Genomic DNA, 20476 nt, shown 5'->3' with positions numbered 1-20476 from the left:
GAAACGGTCGGGCCGCCACGGCCAGAGGCCGGCGGCGAGGACGAGCCAGCGAGGGCGGGCGCGTCGAGGCGGCAGATTATGGGCGGTGCTGTTCAAGGGCGTTCGGATGGACGACCGGGGCGCCATCGGCAAGGGGCGGGGGGACCTGCGGCGAGATCTGCGGCGACATCTGAGGCGACATCTGCGGCGAAGCGAGGGACGCGGCGTGCTGCGGCCGCGGCGGCCGCAGCAGCGTGCTCAGCGGCGTGCAGGGGCGGTCGCTGCCGCGCAGGTAGACGGCGACCGGGCGCATCTGGCGGTTGCGCTGGCTGATGCTGCGCAGGCAGATCAGCAGCGGCACGGCCAGCACCGCGCCGGCGACGCCCCAGAGCCAGCCCCAGAACATCACCGACAGCAGCACCGAGAGCGGATTCATCGACAGGCGCTTGCCGATGACCATCGGGGTCACGAAGTTCGATTCGATCGCGTGGATGCAGAGGTAGGACAGCACCGGCGCGGCCAGCGCCGCGAAGCCCGCGTCGCCGAGCGAGGCGGCCAGCGACGCCGCCAGCAGCAACCCGCACATGATCAGCGGCCCGAGGTAGGGGATGAAGTTGAACATCGCCGCCAGCGCGCCCCAGAAGCCGGGGTTGGGCAGGTCCACGAACCACATGGTGCCCGACACGACCAGACCGACGCCGATGTTGATCGCGCTGACCGAAGCCACGTAGCGCGAGATGTCGCGCTGCGCCGCGCGCAGGCCGCCCAGCACCATGGCCCGCAGACGCGGACGATGCGGCAGCAGCTCGATGCAGCGTGACAGCACCCAGTGCTCGGACGCGAGCAGGAAGTAGAGCAGGATCGTGGTCGCGGCCGTGGACACCAGGAACTTCAGGCCGATGCCCAGCGCCTGCGCCGTCAGCGCCACGCCCTCGCTGGCGATGCGCTCGCGCACCGGGTCCGTGGGCGGCGTGGGCGCCGCCGCCCGGCCCGAAGTCCGACGCTCGACCGGCGGACCGAATCCCGGAATCGCCGCACGCCACCGGTCCACCTGGTTCAAGGCCTTGGAAACCGCCACCGGCGCACGCTGCCACCACTGGGCCACCGGCTCGGCCAGCAGCGCCACGCTCAGCACCGTGCAGCCCACCACCGTGGTCACCAGCATGGCGGCGCTCACCGATTCCGGAATGCCGTGGTGACGCATCGTCCGCACCGCCGGCGCGAGCACGAAGGTCAGGATCAGCGCCACCAGCACCGGCAGCACGATCGCGCTCGCTTCCTTCAACAGGAAGACCAGCGCAATCAAGAGCAGGCCTCGCGTCGCCCAGCGGCGCATCGTGGTCGGGGGCAGGGCGGAGGGGCGCAAGATGGTAAGGATGACGGGAGAGGGGTCCGGGCAGGCTCTCGAAGCAAGGGCTGGGCCAGCGGGGGAGCGGTACCACCGGGTTTCGGGGGAGGTACAGGGCGGTTACGGCGGTGGTGGTGGGGCTGGGGAGGTCTCTGGACCCCGGTCGGCCAAGCGCGGGCGCTCCACGAGGCAGGGGCATCACCTCCGCGAACCCCCAGCCTCATTCCGGCCCCCATCGCCGCTCTGGGACTTCCGGCGAGTCGTCGTGCCGGGATCGGCGCGGTCGACGGGGCGAGCAGAGTCCGGCCGTCGGTAAAAGGTGCCGAAAGCCTTGCGGGGCAAAGACGGTTGGGACGGGCGGGTGGACGGTCGGCGAACCTGAGTGGCCGGTGGGTGAGGCGGTCGGGTTCGCTGCGCGTCGGCGCGCCCGATCCCCGGCAGGCCCCATGCCTGCTGCGTTTGCGGCATTCGGGCGGGCACGCCGAATGACGGACGCTCCGCCATATGAAACATCGGCGGCGAGGTGGCATGGTCCTTGCGCTGATGGCTCCATCAGGCCGGTTCGCCGGCACTGCCTACAACCCGTTCCCGTCCTCGTCGGCGGGGACCCTCCGGAACCGGTTGCAGGCAGTTTCACCCTCTACCGGACAGGAGTGTCACAAGTGGGAGCAATGGAACTCAGGCACGAGCACAGGCAGACACAGACGCTGTCGCCTCGCCTCCAGCACGCCGTGCGGCTGCTGCAGATGTCCTCGCTGGACTTCACCACCATGGTCACCGACATGCTGGGGCGCAACCCCTTCCTCGAAGTGACCGAAGGCTCGGACGATGCCTCGCCGCTCGACGCCGACGTGCCGGTCGCGTCGTCGCCGGTGATGTCGGACACGCCGGAACCGTTCCCGGACGACCGCGAGATCTGGCGCGCGGAGAGCTCCGGCTCGATGCGCCGCGCCGAGGACGGCGAACTCAGCGCGCTGGAGATGACCGCCGCGCAGACCTGCCTGCGCGAACACCTGCGCAGCCAGCTCAATGTGCTGCGGCTGTCGCCGCGCGATCTGGTGCTGGCGACGATCGTGGCCGAGTCGGTCGACGACGACGGCTACCTGCGCTCCTCGCTGGAGGAACTGGCGGCGGTGGCCCAGATGCAGCCGCCGGTGGCGATCGAGGAAATGCAGATCGCGCTCAAGCGCGTGCAGGCGCTGGACCCGCTGGGCGTGGGCGCGCGCAGCGTCGCCGAATGCCTGCTGCTGCAGCTGCCCAAGATCGAGGACGCGCGCAGCCGCATGCTGGCTGAACGCATCATCTCGCAGCACTTGAACCTGCTGGCGTCGCGCGACATTCCTTCGCTGGCGCAACTGCTGGACGTGAGCGTCGCGGAGGCCGAGACGGTGTGCCTCAAGCTGCGCCGCTTCGACCCGCGGCCGGGCTGGCGCTACGAGACCACGCAGGCCGCCTACATCGTGCCGGACGTGCTGACCACCAAGGTCCGCGGCCAGTGGCGTGTGCAGCTGAATCCGGCGGTGATCCCGAAGGTGCGGATGAACCAGGTCTACGCCGAACTGTTCCAGCGGCACCGCCAGCAGGGCCACGCGGAGATGGCGACCCATCTGCAGGAGGCGCGCTGGACGATGCGCAACATCGAGCAGCGCTTCTCGACCATCCTGGACGTGGCCGACGCGATCGTGCGCCGCCAGCGCCACTTCCTGGAGTTCGGCGCGATGGCGATGAAGCCGCTGGGCCTCAAGGAGATTGCCGACGAGGTCGGCATCCACGAGTCGACGGTCTCGCGCGTGACCAACAACAAGTACCTCGCGACGCCGAGCGGCGTGTACGAGCTGAAGTACTTCTTCTCGCGGGCGATCGTGAGCAGCAACGGCAGCGCGTGCTCCGGCACCGCGATCCGCGGCCTGATCAAGGACATCATCGAGGCCGAGCGCGCGGACAACCCGCTGTCCGACGCCGAGATCACCCGTCAGCTCGCCCGCCAGGGCCTGGTGGTGGCACGCCGCACGGTGACCAAGTACCGCCAGATGCTGCGCATCGACGCGGTCGAACGCCGCAGACAACACAGCTGACGAACCGATTTTCCCGAGGCGCGATGGAGACAAGGACGGAGCCCGACGAGGCTCCGTTTTCATTGGCGTCGCGGGAACCGGGCGTGGCCGGTCGCAACTCATGCCGCCTGATGTCGCCCCGATCGCGGACGGCCAGAGAAGCGGGAGTGCCCAGGCCATGTGGAATGACAGTTTCGTTGCGCGGTTCGCCGGCCCGTACCGTGCGCAGACCATGCAGGACGATCTCGACGAATGCAGGGTCGGAGACCCTTCGTCACGCCATTGTCTCGACGTGGGATGTCACGATCGCGTGGACTACGCGCGCGTGCTGCCGGAGGTCGACCGGCTGTGTCGGTCCACGGCCCGCTATCGGGACCAGTCGAGCGGTCGGTCGAGCGGTCGGTCGAGCGACCCTTCCAGCGGCGACTGGCAGCGGCAATGGAACCAGTGCGCCTTCGTGTGGGATCAATGGGCCACCTTGATCCGGAGCGATCTGGAGGCCTTCCAGCGGAACATGGGCGGAGCGACGAGCGCCACGGGCATCACCGCGAGCAATCTCGGTCACGACTACCGGGCCTTCCTGGCACTCGAATCCCGGTGGTTGCGATCGTCGCGCCGTCCCCCCTTGCCGGAATCCTGGCTGGTTGAAGCGGAACGTCCTTCGACACCGAGGCCCCCGATGTCATTGACCGGCAGCCCGCTCCCGTCGCGCCTGGTGCCGTCGGCGCCGCCGCTGTCGATGCCCTGGATGGACGATCTCGGGGTGGCCTGGCCGCCGTCGTTCGTCAGCGGGCAGGACCCTTCGCCGGCGCCGTCTTCCTGGCGTCGTTGACCATCTGGTCGCGTCGTTCGGCGTCGAGGCCCGGCGTCGAGCGCAGGTCGGTGTCCACCTGACCCTGCTTCAGGTCGTCGTGAGCCTGGCCGATGACGGTGCGCTGGTTGTCGCCGGCCGCGCCGCTGCCCATGCCGCCGGTCGAGTCGCCGCCGGTACTCTGGTCGCGCTCATGCGGCAGCTGCGCGTCGTCGTTGTGCGTCGGGGCCACGTCGGGCTCGACCTGTCCGGGCGAGACCGGGGCCTTGTCCAGCATGCGGCGCGGTGCCTGGCCCTCGGTGGGACGGTCGGTCTTGTTGTCGGTGGTGCTGGCCATGGCGAGCTCCTGGTTCATTGCGATGCCTGTCCGAGGCAATCGGCCCACCCGCGCCGGAGCGTCCGACAACACGCGCGTCCAGGCTGCGCCGGAACGGCTCTTGCCCGCCCGCCGGCATGCAAGCCTGGAAGACCCGTTTCACGATCCTCGACGCCGACCTCATGCTCTGGGGTCAGCTGTTGCTCGGCGCCCTAGTGATCGTCGCCGGCGCGCTGCTGGTGCACGCGATCCTGCGGCCGATCGCGGTGCGCCTCACGCGCTTCTCGCCGCTGCTGAGCTCGGTCGTGCGGCGTTGCGACAACCCGGCCCGATGGGCGCTGCCCGTCATCGGCCTGCTGATCGCCGCGCAGGGCGTGCCGGACACGATGCCCGGCATCAATGGCGTGCAGCATCTGCTGGGCGTCCTGTGCATCGTCGCGATCGCGGCAGTGGCGGCCGGGGCGATCACTGGCGTCGCCAACGGCGTGGCGTTGATGAATCCCGCGGACGTCGAGGACAACCTCGCCGCGCGCCGCATCCAGACGCAGACCAAAGTGCTGGCTCGCGTCGCCAAGGGCGCGGTGATGCTGACCGCGCTGGCCTTCATCCTGATGACCTTCCCGCGCGCGAAGCAGGTCGGCGCCAGCCTGCTGGCCTCCGCGGGCATCGCCGGCCTGGTCTTCGGCCTGGCGGCGAAGTCGGTGTTCGGCAACCTGCTGGCCGGTCTTCAGATCGCGATGGCGCAGCCGATCCGGCTCGACGACGTGCTCATCATCCAGGGCGAGTGGGGCAGGGTGGAGGAAATCACCTCGACCTATGTCGTGCTCAAGATCTGGGACGAGCGCCGGCTGGTCATCCCGCTGCAGTGGTTCATCGAGAACCCGTTCCAGAACTGGACACGCACCAGCTCGAGCATCCTCGGCACGGTCATGCTATGGGTCGACTTCACGCTGCCGGTGAACGAGCTGCGCGAGAAGGCCACGATCATGTGCAAGGGCTCGGCGCATTGGGACGGCCGGGTCTGCGGCGTCCAGGTCGTCGAGACGACGGAACGCACGATGCAGATCCGCGTGCTCGTCAGCGCCAAGGACTCCGGCAAGGCCTTCGACCTGCGCTGCGAGTTGCGGGAAGGTCTGATCGCCTGGCTGCAGAAGACCCACCCGCAATCGCTGCCGCGCGTGCGGGCGTTGGTGGAAGACATCCCCGCACCGTCGGCACCCGTGCTCAAACCATCGCTGCCGCCGTCGCCGGCACCTTGATCGGTATTGCTCCCTCTCCCGCTTGCGGGACAGCAACCGTGTCAAGCGCTTCTTGCTCCCTCTCTCGCTTGCGGGAGACCCACCGTGTCAAGCGCTTCTTGCTCCCTCTCCCGCTTGCGGGAGAGGGCAGGGGTGAGGGCCAGCGGCCGTGGACGTGCTGACGCCGCTTGGCATCCTCGCCAGCCCTCGACTGCCAGGGCCGTGCACGGTTCGGGGCGACCGGGTCCCCTTTTCTCCATCTCCCTCCTTTGTCGGCCGCCCCGGCCGACAAATTCCCTCCCTAAGTTCCGAAAAGGGGACCCGGTCGCCCCTCTCCCGAATCACCGAGGTGCTCCAGCATCAGGCGGAGCACGACGTCGATCTCCGCTTGCTCGTTGAGGTAGTACCTCGCGTGGCTGTGGTCGAGTCTCGGGCCCACGCGCACGGTGACCCAATCGGCCTCGGCACGCTGGAAGGCCGGCTCGTCGTTGGTGTCGTCGCCAACGTAGAAGCCCGCATCGGCGCCGTAGCGCGCCGTCAGCCGAGCCATCGCGTCTCCCTTGTCGGGGGCACCCTCGACCAGCACGTTGACAACACGCTTGCCAGGCTCGGTGGCAATGCCCGGCGGCAGATCTGCGATCAGCTCGGCGATCGCCTCGCGCGCGGCAACAGGATTCGGCGCCATCCGGTAATGGATCGCGATCGACGCACCCTTGTCCTCGATTGTCGCGCCAGCTTGGTTGAGCCCCGGCTCCATGCGCAGCATGCGTTCCCGGAAGGTGCCGAGCGTCGTCACCACGTGCGGATCGGGGCCGTCGAACTCGTCCTCCGCGCCGTGGTTGCCGACGATGTGCGTGGGCTTGAAACCCAACCGGTGCCGCACGTCCAGCACCTGCCGGCCGCTGACCACCGCGACCGGCACGCGCGCGACCAGTCGTTCCAGCAGCTTTGCGGTGGGCTCGGGCAGCCGCGCCTCGTCCGGATGCATGACGATGGGCGCGAGCGTGCCGTCGAAGTCGAAGCCCAGCAAGGGACGTCGCGTCATGAGGCGGGCGACCGCGGCGCGGCCCTCCGCGTCGAGCAGATATCGCACCGGCATCATGGCGTCAGGGCCTCCTCTCCCGCCTCTCTCGATCGCCGCTGCACGCGACGCGTGATGCGCTCGCGCAGCCGCCATTGACCGGCGTCGGTCAGCATGCGCCCGGCCCAGCGGTAGACGTTGAACTCGCGCACCGTCATGCGCAGGCTGGCCATGCGTTCGCGTTGCTCCTGCGGCGGCATGAGCGCCGCGCGGTGCAGGGCATCGGTGGTCTCCTCGACGTGGTACGGATTGATCACCAGCGCCTCGGGCAGCTCGCGCGCCGCGCCGGCGAAGCGGCTCAGGATCAGCACGCCCTGGTCGTCGTCGCGCGCGGCGATGAACTCCTTGCAGACGAGGTTCATGCCGTCGTGCAGGCTGGTCACGACGCACATGTGCGCCGCGCGGTACAGCGTCATCAACGCCGCATGGTCGTGGTGCTCGGCCAGCAGCAGCACCGGCTTGTAGCCAGGCCCGCCGAAGCGCAGGTTGATGCGCTCGGTGACGCGGTGGATGCGGTCCTGGAACTCGCGGTACTCCTCCAGCGCGCTGCGCGTGGGCGCGGCGACCTGCACGAGGACGAATCGACCCTGCCACTCGGGATGCTTCTCCAGCAGGCGCTCGACGGCGTGCAGCCGCTCGAGGATGCCCTTGGTGTAGTCGAAGCGGTCCACGCCGACGGCCAGCACCGTGTCGGGCGCCAGGTGCAGCCGCTCGAAGATCGCCGCGCGCGCCTCGGCCGGCGAGTCCCACGCGGCACGCTCCTCGTCGGTCGGCCAGGCGATCGAGATCGGGTAGCTCTGCACCAGCGTCGGCTCGCCTTGGTAGCTGATGGTCGAGTGCTCGTGCTCGATGCGCGCCTCCAGGTAGCGGTCCACGGTCTCGGTGAAGTTCTTGCAGTGGAAACGCGTGTGGAAGCCCAGGATGGTGCTGCCCAGGATGCCCTGCAGCAGTTCGCGTCGCCACGGGCAGATGCCGAAGGACTCGGGGTTGGGCCAGGGGATGTGCCAGAAGGTGATGATGGTGGCCTTGGGCAGCTTCTCGCGGACCATGGCCGGCAGCAGCGCGAAGTGGTAGTCCTGCACCAGCACCACCGGATCGTCGCCGCGCGCCTCGGCGACGACGGCATCGGCGAAGCGCTGGTTCACCGCGCGGTACTGCGCCCAGTCCGACTCGCGGAAGACCGGTCGCACGTGCGCCACGTGACACAGCGGCCAGAGGCCTTCGTTGGCGAAGCCCTGGTAGTAGCCGCGCTCTTCCTCCTCGCTCAGCCAGACGCGGCGCAGCAGGTAATCCTGCGTGTCCGGCGGCACGGCGACGCGGTCGTGCGCATCGACGACGTCGCGGTCGGCGCTGCCGCTGCCGTGCGCGATCCAGGTGCCGGAGCAGGCGCGCATCACCGGTTCGACCGCCGTGACCAGGCCGCTGGCGGGACGGCTCACGGTGATGCCGTCGGGACCGCGCTGGTGGATGTAGGGCTCGCGGTTGGAGACCACGATCACCTGGTCGCCGCGCAGCTGCGTGCGCAGCAGGCCGCGCAGCCGCTCGGGATCCCAGGGCGTCAGCGGGCCGTGCTCGCGGTAGAGGTTGTCCTCGAGCTCGCGGATGTGCTGGCGGATCTCGACCTCCAGCGGTTGCAGCTCGGGCGGCGGCGTCTCCGGTCCGCCGCGGAAGCCGGAGGTGTTGAGCAGCGGCCGCACCAGGCCCTCGCCGCGCAGGATGGCGCGCATGCCGGAGACCCAGCCGCGCCAGCTGAGCTGCGCCACGATCATCGTGATGCCGGCGATCGCCAGGCCCAGCACCGTGATGAAGATGATCATGTAGCGCCGCGTGTCCAGGCTGCGGCGGTCGGGCAGGCTGAGGTCGTGCAGCAGCACCAGCCGCTCGGCGTCGGGCTGCTGCGGATTGACCGGGAAGACGCCGATGTGGACGGCGCCGCTGGCCAGCTCCAGGCGCGGGTCCTTCTGGGCGGCGCTGACCTCGGCTTCCTTGCAGCTGAGCGAGCCCGGGAAGCCCTTGGTGCTCATGACCTGCGTGCCGTCGGGCGCGCACAGCGCGATGCCGACGAGACGCTCGTCCAGCACGCCGCGTTCAAGCAGATTGCGCAGGCGCTCGCGCTGGGCGCTCGGGTCGATGTCGCTGATCGCGACGGAGAGGGTCTTGGCGACCATCGCGCCGCGCAGGCTCAGGTCGCGCGAGAACCAGCGCAGCGTCATGCGGTCCAGCAGCGGCAGCGCCAGCAGCGCCGCGAGGGTCAGGGTGATCAGCAGCGGGACGAGGAAGCGGATCTGGAGATGCAGCGACTTCATGCCCGACCCCCGGCGCGACGCGGCGCAGGGTCTGCAAGGAAGAGGTCCCCGTAACCGTCGTCGTCCGCATCGTCGCCGTCATCGGCGTCGATCTCATGGTCGACAGCGGCTGGATGCCGCTTGAGCGCATGCATGCCGCCAAGCGCCAGCCCTGCCGCGAAGGCGCCGTAGACCAGCAGCAGGCTGGCCACCGACGGCGGTCGCGTGCCGGAGGCCGTGGCGCGCTTGTCGGCGCCGGGCGTGAGCACGCTCGGCGTGACGACGCGGTCGACGCCGACGGCCACCGCCGTGAGCAGCAGCGCATCGGTGACCGCGTTGCCGCGGGTGGGCCGGCGGCGCGTCGCGCGCAGCCGGTCGTAGAGCGCGCCCCACACCAGGCCGGTGGCGGCGTGCAACGCGATGTCGGCGGCGGAGGTCTTCAGCGGCGGGCGGCCGACACGGTATTCGGAGCGACCGACCAGATGGGCATGATCGGACCGGCTGCCGCGCAACAGCGCCAGTCCTGAGAACAGGCTGGCCAACACGCCATCGGCGCATGCCCGGCGCAGCGCCGGGAGCAGCAATGCATTCAAAGGCGACTCCTGTGACAGAGGGAAACAACCCCCCAGGGACGGCAATCGCCGTGCCGCCCACGCCAGGGGTGGGCCGGCATGCGCCCCCGCTTCCCCCGGCGCCTCAGTTCACGGCCGTCGGCGGCGGCATGTAGGGCGGTTCGCGCACGGGCACGGGGTTCTCGCCGGGGATGGGCGGATCGATCACGCCGGGCGGGTCGTCGCCGGGTTCCGGCGTGGGGCCGTGCGGCGGCGGCGGAACGAAGGGGGCCTCGTTCGGATGCGGCGGGTTCGGCGGAACCGTGTGAGCCTCGAAGGGCAGCGGCAGCTGGTGCATGGCGTTCCTTTTGTCTGCGCAGGCCCTTGCAAGCGGCGCGCCCGATGGCATCGCGGTTTCCGCGCCCCGATGGCGCGCTTCCTCGCCGCGCGGGCGCAGGACCGGGAGTTCTGTCGGCAAGCACTGCAGAAGGCCGTGCGGATCGGCCAGCCAGGTGAGGACCCGTGGAGGCGCCCGGATGTGCACGCATGTGCCCGCATGTGCCCGATCCGGCTGTTCCTTGGAGCCGGGGCGGCACCGCATTTGCCAGAACTCGACGGAACTCAAGTGAACCCGGTCATCGGTCCAACCCACTGCACCTTACTGCCGAGGAGGCTCGCTCCATGAACGACAAGGCATTCGAGACGCCCTGGCAACTGCTCTGGACGGCGATGACGGCCTCCCCCAAGCCCGATCAGCCGCGACGCCCGGACGAGGGGCGTCCCGCCCAGCCGCCCGCGCCCGGGCCCGACCAGGCGCCGCATGAGCATCCTGACGACCCCGGCGTGCATCCGGATGGTCCGAAGCGCTACCACGACGACCACGCGGCGCCCGCGCGCCAGCAGCTCGAGCAAGGGGAACCCGCATGAGATCGCACGTCCTGCCGCAGGCCGATTTCCGCGCGGACCTGATGGCGCGCGACGAGGTCGTGGCGCTGCTGGTCGACGACCACCAGCGCGCGCAGCACGCCTTCCACCAGTTCGACCGGCTGTGGGCGCTGGGGGACCACGAATCCTGCGAAGCGCTGGTGCGCCGCACCTGCGCGCTGCTGACGGTGCATGCGACGCTGGAGGAAGAACTGTTCTACCCCGCGGTCCGCAGGTGCCCGGAGATCGGCGCCGTCGAGCGTCGCCTGATCAACGAGGCCGAGATCGAGCACCTGGTCGTGCGCATCCTGATGTCGCAGCTGCGGCGCATGCGCGCGGAGGACACGCAATTCGCGCCCCTGGTGGGCGTGCTGGGCCGCTACGTCAGCCATCACGCGCAGGACGTGGAGCAGGGCATCCTGCCGCGCCTGACGCATGCATCGTCGGTGGACTGGCGCGCGCTGTCCACCGCGCTGCGCCGTCGCCGCGACGAGCTCGACCGCCAGTGGCGCGACGAACTCAGCCAGGAGAGCGCGGAGTACGAGCGCCAGCAGGACGCGTGAGCGTCGGCCGGCGCGAGCTCAGGCGACTGCCGGGTCCGACGGGGGCGCTGCCGCCGCCGCTGCCGCCGCTGCCGAGCGTGCGGCCGCGCGCTCGGCACGGCGCGCGAGCGACATCACCAGCGGATGTGCCATGAAGTGCGCCAGCAGCCGCGCCTTTTGCTGGGCGGTCAATGTCGACGACTCGATCATCGAGGGCCAGGCGGCGAATGCCGCCTTCACGCAGCGCGCGATGGCCGTGTCGGCCGGCTTGACGGGAATCCTCAGCCGATCGCAGAAGATCCGGAGCAGCGCGGGCGACATCGACTGCCGCGGGAGCGGCGCCTGCGCGACCTCCGGCGTGGCGGCGCGGCGGGGAAGCAGCGTCGGCGGCAGGATGTGCAGGGCATGCCCGCGGATGCGCTGGAAGGCCGCATACGCCACCAGGTCGTAGGCGGGCGAGAGCGTCGGGGTGATGCCGTCGAGGTAGCGCACGCCGAGGTTCTTCAGGTGCATGTCGGCATTGCCGATCATCTCGTTGACGACGATGCGCCGCAGCAGTTCGTGCACCGCCGGCTCGCCCATCGACGGCTCGGTCATGAGTACCGCGGCGATATCGAGGTAGCTGATCCGCAAGCCGTCCGGCCCGCGGCCGTACTTGTCCTCGGGCGCGCGGCCGAGGACTTGCGCGAAGTCCTCGACATGGATCCGTCCCGCGGGTGAGCGGTCGAAGCGGGTCACCGCGAGGAATCGGGTCTGCGCCGTCGCGTCGCCGAGGTCGTAGCCATGCTGCAGACCCAGGCGCTCCAGTGGCTCCAGGGTGGCCTCGCAGGTGTCCACGCCGGCGGCGCGCGCCAGCCGCAAGCTCAGCGCCTCGACCTCGGGCAGCAACGGCTGGCCCACCACCGGCAGCTTCGCGATGATATGGGTGTCGTGGTCCTTGGTCCTGCCGACATAACGCTCGCCGTCGCGGATGACGCCGAGCTTGGGCTGCACGCCCGACAGCGATACGCCTTCCTCGAGCGGGTCCGCCGTGACCGACATCTCCAGCGCATCCTGACCCTGCGTGACGTAGCGCGCGAGTTCCTCGCGGGTCAGCTCGATCGGGAGTGCGCGGACGTTGCCGGGCAGGTCCTTGCCGCAGGCGGCGAGCATCTCGAAGTGGTCGTCGGGCGCGCAGTCACGAAGTTCCGCGACGTGATGGCGGAACACGCCTTCGGGCAGCAGGTTCTGGAAGAAGCTCGGCAACATCCAGCCGGCCGACGAGGAACGGCGGCCGTTGAAACTGACCGAGCGGATGTCGCGCCACAGGGCGGCCTGCGCCTCGGGCGTCGTCGCCCGCATGGACAGCGACAGCGTCGGCGCGTCGGCGCCGGCCCGCGTCATGAGGTCTTCGTCGGCAACGAACCGGTTGATGACTGAGTCGTCGTTCAGGACGTACTGGAACAGCACCCCCAGACGCAGCGCGCCCAGATGGATGGCCAGGACCTTGACGTTCATGGGCGGCCCTTGGCGGCCTGGCGGGCGTCGCGCTGCGCGTGCAGCGCTTCCAGGGCTTCCGTGACCACGGAACGCACCGGCGGACCGACCGCATCTCCCGCGGCGACCGCCCTCGCGGCGCCCTTGGGGACCAGCACCAGTTCCAGGCCCAGCTGATGGGCCACGGCCACCAGGGTGGACACGCGGAAGTCCTCCTGACCGCTGAGCACATGCGTCAAGGTGCGGGCGGAGATGCCCGCCGTGTCGGCCAGGCGCGCCTGCGTCAGTCCGTTGCGGCGGGCCGTGTCACGGAGGATGCCGGCGATGTCAGGGAGGGTAAGCATGGCAATAAAGTTCCAATTCCTTCTGAAAAGGTACTTTATTGCCAGACTTCGGTCAAGCGAATTGGAAATAAAATGCCATATCCACAAGATATAGAACTATGTTGCCATATCACTTCCTCGTTCAGAGGCGGCGCGATCTGCCGGCATGACGGTGCCCTGCACGGCGCCGCCTGATCGGCAGGCAGCACAGGAGTTGCGCGAGCTGCGCGAGCAGCGACGGCGCCGGACGAGCGCGCGGACGGAAGACGCGCCGGCCGTTCAGCCGATCCAGGAGGGCCTGCGCCAGTTCGCGGTTGCTCTGGAGCTTGGCCGTGGGCGGCAGGGTGGCCGTCGTCTCGAGGTAGGCCCGTGTCCGGTCACGCAGCCGGTCCGCGCGGTCCTTGCCGCCATGGCGCATCCAATCGGCGCGCAGGCGCTCGACCTCCTTGAAGTGGACCGGCTTGCCCTTGATCCGGGCGACCCAGGGCCATCGGGGGGCGGCGGCAGGCGGCACGGCCGGCGTCCGTCCGCGATCCAGGACGCCCTCGACAAAGCGGCGCTGGGCATGGTCGAAGGGCGAGGGCGCGGCGTCGTCATTCGCCGCGCGCGAGGCGGGAGAAGTACGGAACAGGTGGCCGAGGGTGTTGAACATGACGCAGGGACTCCTCGCGCCTGCCGCCGACCCGATCGGGTTGTCGCGGGGCGCGAGGGCTGTGTCGAGTCCCCGGCGGACCGGGTTCCCGTGAACCGGATGCCCGTGGACCGGACGCCCGTGGACCGGACGCCCGTGGACCGGACGCCCGTGGACCGGACGCCCGTCAGCGCGAGGCGGGCGCGCTGGCCGCGCCGGCCGCCGGCGGGAACGCCGACTGCGGACCCGAGCCACCGGCCGCGGTGACGCGCCAGATCACGTTGCCGACGTCGTCCGCCACCAGCAGGGCGCCCTGCCGGTCGAGCGCGACGCCGACGGGGCGACCCATGGCCTGCCCCTGGGCATCGAGGAACCCGGTCACCACGTCGACCGGCAGGCCGCTGGGCTTGGCGCCGACGAAGGGCACGAACACCACCTTGTAGCCCGCCGGCACCTTGCGATTCCACGAGCCGTGCTGGCCGATGAACATGCCGTGCGCGAAGTCCTGCGTCAGCTTGTTGCCGTCCGCCGAGGCCAGCCCCAGCGAGGCCGTGTGCGCGCCCACCGCGAAGTCGGGCACGAGCGCCTTCTCCACGAGTTCGGGCCGCTGCGGCTTGACGCGTTCGTCGACGTGGTTGCCGTACCAGCTGTACGGCCAGCCGTAGAAGCCGCCGTCCTGCACGGAGGTGATGTAGTCGGGCACCAGGTCGTCGCCAAGCTCGTCGCGCTCGTTCACGGCGACCCACAGCGCCTTGCTCGTGGGCTCCCACGCGAGGCCGACGGGGTTGCGCAGCCCGGAGGCGAACACGCGCGTCGACCCGCTCTGCAGGTCGATCTCCAGGATCGCGGCGCGGCGCTGTTCGTTCTCGATGCCGTTCTCGGCGACGTTGCTGTTGGAGCCGATGCCCGCATAGAGCTTGGTGCCCTCGGCGTTGGCGATCAGGCTCTTGGTCCAGTGGTGGTTGATCGTGCCGCCGGGCAGGTCCGCGACCTTCGTCGGCTGGCCGGCGAGCCGGGTCTGGCCGGTCGCGTAGGGGAAGCGCACCACCGCGTCGGTGTTGGCGACGTAGAAGGTGTTGCCCACCAGCGCCATGCCGAACGGCGAGTTCAATCCTTCCGCGAACGCGAAGCGCTGGTCCGCGACCCCGTCGCCGTCGGTGTCGCGCAGCAGGGTGATGCGGTTGGCGCTCTTGGGCGTGGCGCCGGCCTTCTTCTGGAACTGCTTGGTGATCCAGGCCTTCGGGCCCTTGCCGTCGTCCGGGCGCACGGGGGCGTTGGTCTCGGCGATCAGCACGTCGCCGTTGGGCAGCACGTAGACCCAGCGCGGGTGGTCGAGCTTGTCGGCGAAGCGCGTGACCGTCAGCCCGGCCGCGGCCTGCGGTTTCGCACCCGCGGGCCAGCCGACGGCCTTGGCGACGTTGATCGTCGGCACCAGGGACTTCTGCGGCTCGGGCAGCACGGGTTTGGGGCCGTAGCCGGGCGGGGTCGCGGGTTGCGCTTCGAGCGCCAGCACCCCGCGCGCGCCACCCGCCAGACCGGCCAGCGCGGCGACGACAGCGACGGCGCGGGTGATCCGACCGGCGCGGGGCGACACGAGGCGTGACACGTGGGGCGCCAGGGACGAGGGCAGGGAGGACGCGGGCATCTTCTTGTTCATCGGCTTCTCCGTCGAGGAGCCGCCCCGGACGGGGCGGCGGCAGCGGACGGACCAGCAAGCGGGATGCCCGGCGCCCCAGCGCTGCGGCGGCCCGCCCCCTCAACGCCGCAACGCCGCAACGCCTCAGCGCCTCAGCGCCGGAACTCCAGCGCTTCAATGTCCTCCAGGCAATTGGCGGCATCGCGCATCAGCATCTCGAGCGGCAGCCGCGGATCGGCTGCTTCCACCGCGCGTTTCAGCGCACGAAGCGGCGCCAGCAGCTGGGGCACCAGCTTCAAGGAGAGCAGCATGTCGTCGGGAAGGTGGCCCTCCAGTTCCCGCTTGCCGTGCACGAGCGCCTTCTCGACGTCGAGCCGCTGGAGTCGAAGGATCGCGTCGCGCAGGTGCCCCTCCAGCGGTTGGCCGGCGAGGGGGCTCACATGCCGTCCGTCGGGGGTGCGGAAGAGCTTCGACACACCGCTGTCCGCCGCCCTGCAGATGTCGCGCAACGACCCTTCCGGCGTGGTGAACTCGCGAGCCACGATCCCGCCGTCCGGACCGCGTTCGAAATCGCTCCAGTCCGGTGTCGGGCGCCCGAGGATCCATTGACCCAGCAGCGCCCGCTGCAGTTCCTGCCTGTCCGGTGGATCCTCCTCGTAGGAAGCGGCCAGCGGCGCGCCGACGACCGCGTCGACGATCACCACGGGCGACTCACGCGGGGACTTCCTCGAGCCGTCGATCGTGGCCCGGGGCAGACAGAAGTCGATGCCCGTCGATTGTTGCGCCGCCTGATGCAGCGTCGACGCCATCGCGGCCCTGACCGCGCGCGCGGTCGTGTCCCTGGCGCTTTCCACCCCGGTGATCGGCAGGAGTCGATACACCGGCGCGTCCTCGCCAGCGTTGACCAGCGCCTCGCTGCAGCCCACCGGCGGATGCAGATCGGGGTCCGCGGCCCGGAGCCTGCGCACATGCGCGGCGCGCGCGAGCGGCGAGTGTTCCTGTTCCATGCGAACCAAGGGTTTCGGGGCCACGGTCGCGCGAGGCGCGGACACGGGCGCGGACACGGGGGCGGACGCGGGCGACGGTGTGGTCCGCGGGTCCGCAGCCTGCTTGCCCGCCGGTCGATGCGGGATCAGGGCTCGGACCTCCTTGGCCACCTTGTGGGCGGCGCCCTTCAATCGGGTCTTTGGCGCCTTCAGTGTCTTCTTGAAGGCGCGCAAGGGCCGGCCCAGCAGGCGCTTGGTGAAGCTCGTCTGGCCCGAGGTCAGCGGTGTGGACGGATCCGAGGGCGCCATGGGCGTCTCCTGGACGTGGAAGATCGATTTGAAGACGGTCGGCATGCGATGGAACTCCTGGCCGCCCGGCCGCCATCCCGGTGGGATCGATGCTGCGGGCATGACCATATGTCTTCATCCGACAACCGGTGGTTCCGCGAACCGTCTTGCCACGAACAACACCTGGCACCCCGCTTGCTCTGGCAGCTGCCTGTTCGAAATGCGGTACACAGGCATTCCTGGGAGGATGATGAAGACGATTCGATACACCGCCTGCGCGAGCGCGGCCCTGGGACTGCTGGGCGGACCGGCCTTCGCCCAGCAGGCGCCAGCGCCGGCACCGAACGCGCCGGCACCGAACGCGCCGGCGCTGCCGACCGTGGTCGTGTCCGGCAGCGTGGCCGAGCGCCGGCTCGACGAGGCGCCGTATGCGGTGTCCGTCATCGACGCCGACACGCTGCGCGGCGCCGGGCCGATGATCAACCTGTCCGAGGCGCTCAACCGCGTCCCCGGCCTCACCGCCAACAACCGGCAGAACTACGCGCAGGACCTGCAGCTGTCCTCGCGCGGCTTCGGCGCGCGGGCGCCGTTCGGGGTGCGCGGACTGCGGCTCTACACGGACGGCATCCCGGCCACGATGCCGGACGGGCAGGGCCAGGTCACGCACTTCGACCTCGCCTCCGCCGCGCGCATCGAGGTGCTGCGCGGGCCGTTCTCGGCGCTCTACGGCAACAGCTCGGGCGGCGTCATCGCGCTGGTGAGCGCCCCGGTGCGCGAGCGCTTCGCCGAACTGGACCTCGACGCCGGCAGCGCCGGCTTGCGCCAGGCGCGCGTCACCGCCGGCACGCCCTTCGGCGACGGCTGGGAAGCGCAAGGGGGCGTGTCGCACATGGAGACCGACGGCTTGCGCCCGCACAGCGCCGCGCGACGCACCCTGGCCAACGGGCGCCTGGCCTGGACTGGCGCGCGCGACCAGGTGCTGCTGCTCATCAGCGACATCGACCAGCGCGCGCAGGATCCGCTCGGACTGACCGCCGCGCAGTTCGCGGCGGATCCGGACCAGACCGCTTCGCAGGCGGAGCAGTTCAACACCCGCAAGAACGCGAGCCAGACGCAGCTCGGCGCGCGTTGGCGGCATCGTTTCGACGAGGCGGGCGCCTTGTCCGAGAGTGTCCTGACCGCCTACGGCGGGCGGCGTTCGGTGACGCAGTGGCAGTCCATCGCCGTGGGCGCGCAGACACCCGCCGGCAGCGGCGGCGGGGTCGTGGACTTCAGTCGCCGCTACGACGGTGTCGACGCCCGCCTGCTGTGGCGGCTCGGACCGGCGACGCTGGTCACCGGCGTGAACGTGGAGCGCCAGACGGACGACCGCCAGGGCTACGAGAACTTCGTCGGCACCGGCGCGTCGCAGCAGCTGGGCGTGACCGGCGCGCTGCGCCGCAACGAGGAGAACGAGGCCGTCACGCGCGAGGCCTACGCGCAGCTGGAACTGCCGCTGACGACGACGCTCACCGCCAGCGCCGGCGTGCGCGCGGGACGCGTGTCGCTGTCCGCCCGCGACCGTTTCCTGGCCAACGGCGACGACTCCGGATCGCTGCGCTACGACTACGCGAATCCGGCGGTGGGCCTCGGGTGGAAGCTCGCGCCGTCGCTGCTGCTGCACGCCGCGCTGGGACGCGGCTTCGAATCGCCGACGCTCAACGAACTGGCCTACCGCGCCGACGGGTCGGGCGGCTTCAACACCGCGCTGCGGCCGCAGAAGAGCCTGCAGCAGGAGATCGGGGCGAAGTGGCGCGGGGGTGATGTCGAGCTCGACGCCACCGCGTTCCACGTCGCCACGCGCGACGAGATCGGTGTGCTGTCCAACAGCGGCGGGCGCTCGAGTTTCCAGAACGTCGGACGCACGCGGCGCAGCGGCGTGGAGCTGTCCGGCGCCTGGGACCTCGCGCCGCGCTGGCGCGCGCAGATGGCGCTCGGCACGCTGAAGGCGCGCTACCGCGACGGCTTCCTGACCTGCACCGGCACGCCGTGTCCGACGGCCAACGTGCCGGTTGCCGCGGGCAATCGCATCGCGGGCACCAACGGCGGCAGCGCCTACGCCGAACTGGCGTGGCGGCCGTTCGAGGCCGCACGCGACGGGGAGCTCGCGCTCGAATGGCGCGGTGTCAAGCGCACCGCCGTCAACGACATCAACAGCGAGGCCGCGGCCGGGTACGGCCTGCTCCATCTGCGCGCCCGCCACGGATGGACCATCGGCGCGATGCGCGCGGAGCTGACCGCGCGCATCGACAACGCCGCCGACCGCCGCTACGTCGGCAGCGTCATCGTCAACGACGGCAACGGCCGGTTCTACGAGCCGGCGCCAGGGCGCTCGTTCTGGGTGGGACTGTCGTTGCGGCTGTAGCGCGACTCGGCGGCGACGATCATTTCCGTCAGCATGTTCAGCCGGTCGCGCACGACCTGTATGCGGACGGTGTCGTGTTCATCGAGATCGTCCACGGACTGGGCGGTCTCCGCCATCCAGCGGCGAAGTCCCTCGATCCGGCGATCCTGCCCGGCAACGGCCCAGGCGGGCATCGTCACCGACGGACCGGGTGTCAGCGTGGCCCAGGGTGCCAACGGGGTCAGCGGGACGGCCGCGTGCGGCCAGAGCCGCCGGTCGAAGGCGCGGAGCTCGGCGAGCGGGTCCGCTCGACCTGCCGGGCGGCGATCGTCTGCCCGAGGGCGAGCCGTGGCGCGGGCCGCCGGCGTGGTCAGTTCGCTCAGCCGTTGTCGATAACGGTCGACGAGGTTGCGCAGCGACAGCGTCGGATCCTCCTCGACCAGCTGCTGCACGAGGCGCAGGCTGCGCACGCCCAGGCGGACGGCGTCGCGGCTCAGGAGTTCATCGGGGAAAGCGCGCGGATTGGCGGCGCACAGGTGGAGCTCGTGGCAGTCCCGCACCTGCCGGCGCACGCTGAACAGCCGCGCCTCCAATTCGTCCGGGTCGATCGACCGCAGGCGAGCGACCAGGCCGACGTCCAGCGGCGCATCGGCGGCGGCGAGCGGCGTCTCTCGCAGCGGATGCCTGAGCAGGCCATTGATGCGGACGGGGCGGTGATGGACGGCGGCCATGCCCATCGGTTCGGGAAACGCCAGACCGAAGTCGATGGCATGACAGCGACCGTCGTCCTCGACGCAGAGGTTCTCCCACTGCAGGTCGAGGTCGCCCAGCATGAGCTTGGCCAGCACGGCGCGCTGGAGTTCCGGCGCGGGGATCCGCGAGGCCGTCTCGCCGTCCGCGTCGATCCAGCGGCGGTACTGGACCGCGTCGATGGCCCCGCGCTCGGCCGCGGCGGTGGCGGCAGTGCCCAGGGTCCGCCCGGGCAGACCAGTCTGGATCAGCGCCGGGGCGTCATCGAAGCGGGCGATGCAGGCGCGGTTCTCCGCGAAGCGAAAGCCCGTCTGCCGGGTGATCTCCGCGTGCGCCGCCGCGGCCATCACTTCGCGGAACGCCGCCGCCCCCGCGGGCAGGCCGCTCTGGTCGGATTCAGCCGCCAGCGGCTTGACGACGTGGGCGACACCGCCGGCGGCGTTGTGGATCAGCAGGACCTGGCTCGATCCGGTGTCCGCCGCCGTGGCGCCGAATCGCCTGCGCATCGCGCCGGCATGTGCCGCCGTCTGCCGCGATGCCACCTCGGTCCGGGACAACGACGCGGCCCGGGCCAACGACGCGTCCGGGATGGCGGTGGCGGGCCGCGCGGCGTCGTGGCGCAGCGGGAACTCCCGGTCGATCCGTCGCTGCTGCGCGCGTCGACGGGCCGGGCCGACGCCGAGCCGGCTCAGCAGTGCCTCGACGAATCGGCCTTGCGGCTTGTCCAGCGCACGGTGTCGCCGCGGGTCGGTCTCGCCGGGGCCCATGGCGGATGCGGTTGTGGTTGCGGTTGCGGGCGGGTCGAGGTCGCGCGGGCGCGCAAGGAACGGGAGGCGCATGTCGTCGATGTTCCGTGGTGTGTGCCGTCAGTCGT

The 20476-nt window shown here is 70.6% G+C and carries 18 protein-coding genes; 6 read left to right on the top strand and 12 right to left on the bottom strand.

Annotated features, from left to right (window positions below; translation table 11 throughout):
- Window positions 1–76 precede the first annotated feature (76 nt).
- A complete protein-coding gene (locus AC1VNM_RS08475) occupies window positions 77–1285 on the bottom strand; it encodes an AI-2E family transporter (RefSeq protein ID WP_483106579.1) in 1209 nt (402 codons plus the stop codon).
- A 713-nt stretch (window positions 1286–1998) separates the two neighbouring features.
- Between AC1VNM_RS08475 and rpoN the strand changes: the two genes are divergently transcribed.
- Window positions 1999–3402, top strand: a complete 1404-nt coding sequence (gene rpoN / locus AC1VNM_RS08470; protein ID WP_377154850.1) for an RNA polymerase factor sigma-54 — start codon at window positions 1999–2001, stop codon at window positions 3400–3402.
- A gap of 157 nt (window positions 3403–3559) precedes the next feature.
- Window positions 3560–4213 (top strand): hypothetical protein, encoded by a 654-nt coding sequence (locus tag AC1VNM_RS08465; protein WP_483106578.1) that lies wholly within the window; start codon window positions 3560–3562, stop codon window positions 4211–4213.
- On the opposite strand, the gene AC1VNM_RS08460 is transcribed toward AC1VNM_RS08465, so the two are convergent.
- Window positions 4167–4529, bottom strand: a complete 363-nt coding sequence (locus AC1VNM_RS08460) for a hypothetical protein (RefSeq protein WP_483106577.1) — start codon at window positions 4527–4529, stop codon at window positions 4167–4169. The two genes, AC1VNM_RS08465 and AC1VNM_RS08460, sit on opposite strands and share 47 nt — an antisense overlap.
- Before the next feature lie 116 nt (window positions 4530–4645).
- Here AC1VNM_RS08460 and AC1VNM_RS08455 point away from each other — a divergent pair, with 116 nt between their 5' ends.
- Window positions 4646–5767 (top strand): mechanosensitive ion channel family protein, encoded by a 1122-nt coding sequence (locus AC1VNM_RS08455; protein ID WP_483106576.1) that lies wholly within the window; start codon window positions 4646–4648, stop codon window positions 5765–5767.
- Window positions 5768–6047: 280 nt separating this feature from the next.
- Here AC1VNM_RS08455 and otsB read toward each other — a convergent pair whose 3' ends face one another.
- From otsB to AC1VNM_RS08435, 4 genes are all read right to left on the bottom strand, one after another.
- Window positions 6048–6848, bottom strand: coding sequence for a trehalose-phosphatase (gene otsB, locus AC1VNM_RS08450; RefSeq protein ID WP_483106575.1), 801 nt, complete (start codon window positions 6846–6848; stop codon window positions 6048–6050).
- The gene (locus tag AC1VNM_RS08445) at window positions 6845–9133 is read right to left on the bottom strand and encodes an alpha,alpha-trehalose-phosphate synthase (UDP-forming) (protein WP_377154854.1); all 2289 of its coding nucleotides are present in this window, start codon (window positions 9131–9133) and stop codon (window positions 6845–6847) included. Before AC1VNM_RS08445 ends, otsB begins: the two co-directional genes overlap by 4 nt.
- Window positions 9130–9705 carry a hypothetical protein gene (locus tag AC1VNM_RS08440; protein WP_483106574.1) on the bottom strand — a complete coding sequence of 192 codons (576 nt, stop codon included), beginning with the start codon at window positions 9703–9705 and terminating at the stop codon, window positions 9130–9132. The genes AC1VNM_RS08445 and AC1VNM_RS08440 overlap by 4 nt, the downstream gene beginning before the upstream one ends.
- A 103-nt stretch (window positions 9706–9808) precedes the next feature.
- Complete coding sequence (locus AC1VNM_RS08435) at window positions 9809–10021, bottom strand: hypothetical protein (RefSeq protein ID WP_377154856.1); 213 nt, start codon at window positions 10019–10021, stop codon at window positions 9809–9811.
- A gap of 323 nt (window positions 10022–10344) precedes the next feature.
- On the opposite strand from AC1VNM_RS08435, the gene AC1VNM_RS08430 reads away from it, so the two are divergent.
- On the top strand, window positions 10345–10590 hold the full coding sequence (locus AC1VNM_RS08430; protein WP_377154857.1) for a hypothetical protein: 246 nt from the start codon (window positions 10345–10347) through the stop codon (window positions 10588–10590).
- A complete protein-coding gene (locus tag AC1VNM_RS08425; protein WP_377154858.1) occupies window positions 10587–11150 on the top strand; it encodes a hemerythrin domain-containing protein in 564 nt (187 codons plus the stop codon). Before AC1VNM_RS08430 ends, AC1VNM_RS08425 begins: the two co-directional genes overlap by 4 nt.
- Before the next feature lie 18 nt (window positions 11151–11168).
- Here AC1VNM_RS08425 and AC1VNM_RS08420 read toward each other — a convergent pair whose 3' ends face one another.
- From AC1VNM_RS08420 to AC1VNM_RS08400, 5 genes are all read right to left on the bottom strand, one after another.
- On the bottom strand, window positions 11169–12626 hold the full coding sequence (locus tag AC1VNM_RS08420) for a type II toxin-antitoxin system HipA family toxin (RefSeq protein ID WP_483106573.1): 1458 nt from the start codon (window positions 12624–12626) through the stop codon (window positions 11169–11171).
- A complete protein-coding gene (locus AC1VNM_RS08415; RefSeq protein WP_377154860.1) occupies window positions 12623–12949 on the bottom strand; it encodes a helix-turn-helix domain-containing protein in 327 nt (108 codons plus the stop codon). The genes AC1VNM_RS08420 and AC1VNM_RS08415 overlap by 4 nt, the downstream gene beginning before the upstream one ends.
- Before the next feature lie 121 nt (window positions 12950–13070).
- Window positions 13071–13580, bottom strand: a complete 510-nt coding sequence (locus AC1VNM_RS08410) for a hypothetical protein (protein ID WP_483106572.1) — start codon at window positions 13578–13580, stop codon at window positions 13071–13073.
- A 166-nt stretch (window positions 13581–13746) separates the two neighbouring features.
- Window positions 13747–15216 (bottom strand): PQQ-dependent sugar dehydrogenase, encoded by a 1470-nt coding sequence (locus AC1VNM_RS08405; RefSeq protein WP_483106571.1) that lies wholly within the window; start codon window positions 15214–15216, stop codon window positions 13747–13749.
- Between the two features lie 131 nt (window positions 15217–15347).
- A complete protein-coding gene (locus AC1VNM_RS08400) occupies window positions 15348–16415 on the bottom strand; it encodes a hypothetical protein (RefSeq protein WP_483106570.1) in 1068 nt (355 codons plus the stop codon).
- A 304-nt stretch (window positions 16416–16719) separates the two neighbouring features.
- On the opposite strand from AC1VNM_RS08400, the gene AC1VNM_RS08395 reads away from it, so the two are divergent.
- Window positions 16720–18873: a TonB-dependent receptor family protein gene (locus tag AC1VNM_RS08395; RefSeq protein ID WP_483106569.1), complete on the top strand. Its 2154-nt coding sequence runs from the start codon at window positions 16720–16722 to the stop codon at window positions 18871–18873.
- Here AC1VNM_RS08395 and AC1VNM_RS08390 read toward each other — a convergent pair.
- Entirely contained in the window at window positions 18819–20369 is a 1551-nt protein-coding gene (locus tag AC1VNM_RS08390; RefSeq protein WP_483106568.1) for a hypothetical protein, read from the bottom strand. The genes AC1VNM_RS08395 and AC1VNM_RS08390 overlap by 55 nt on opposite strands.
- Window positions 20370–20476: the final 107 nt, after the last annotated feature.

Source organism: Mitsuaria sp. MSU3D (assembly GCF_056867975.1).
Note: the sequence above shows the minus strand (reverse complement) of the source record. Positions and strands in the feature narration are given on the sequence as shown.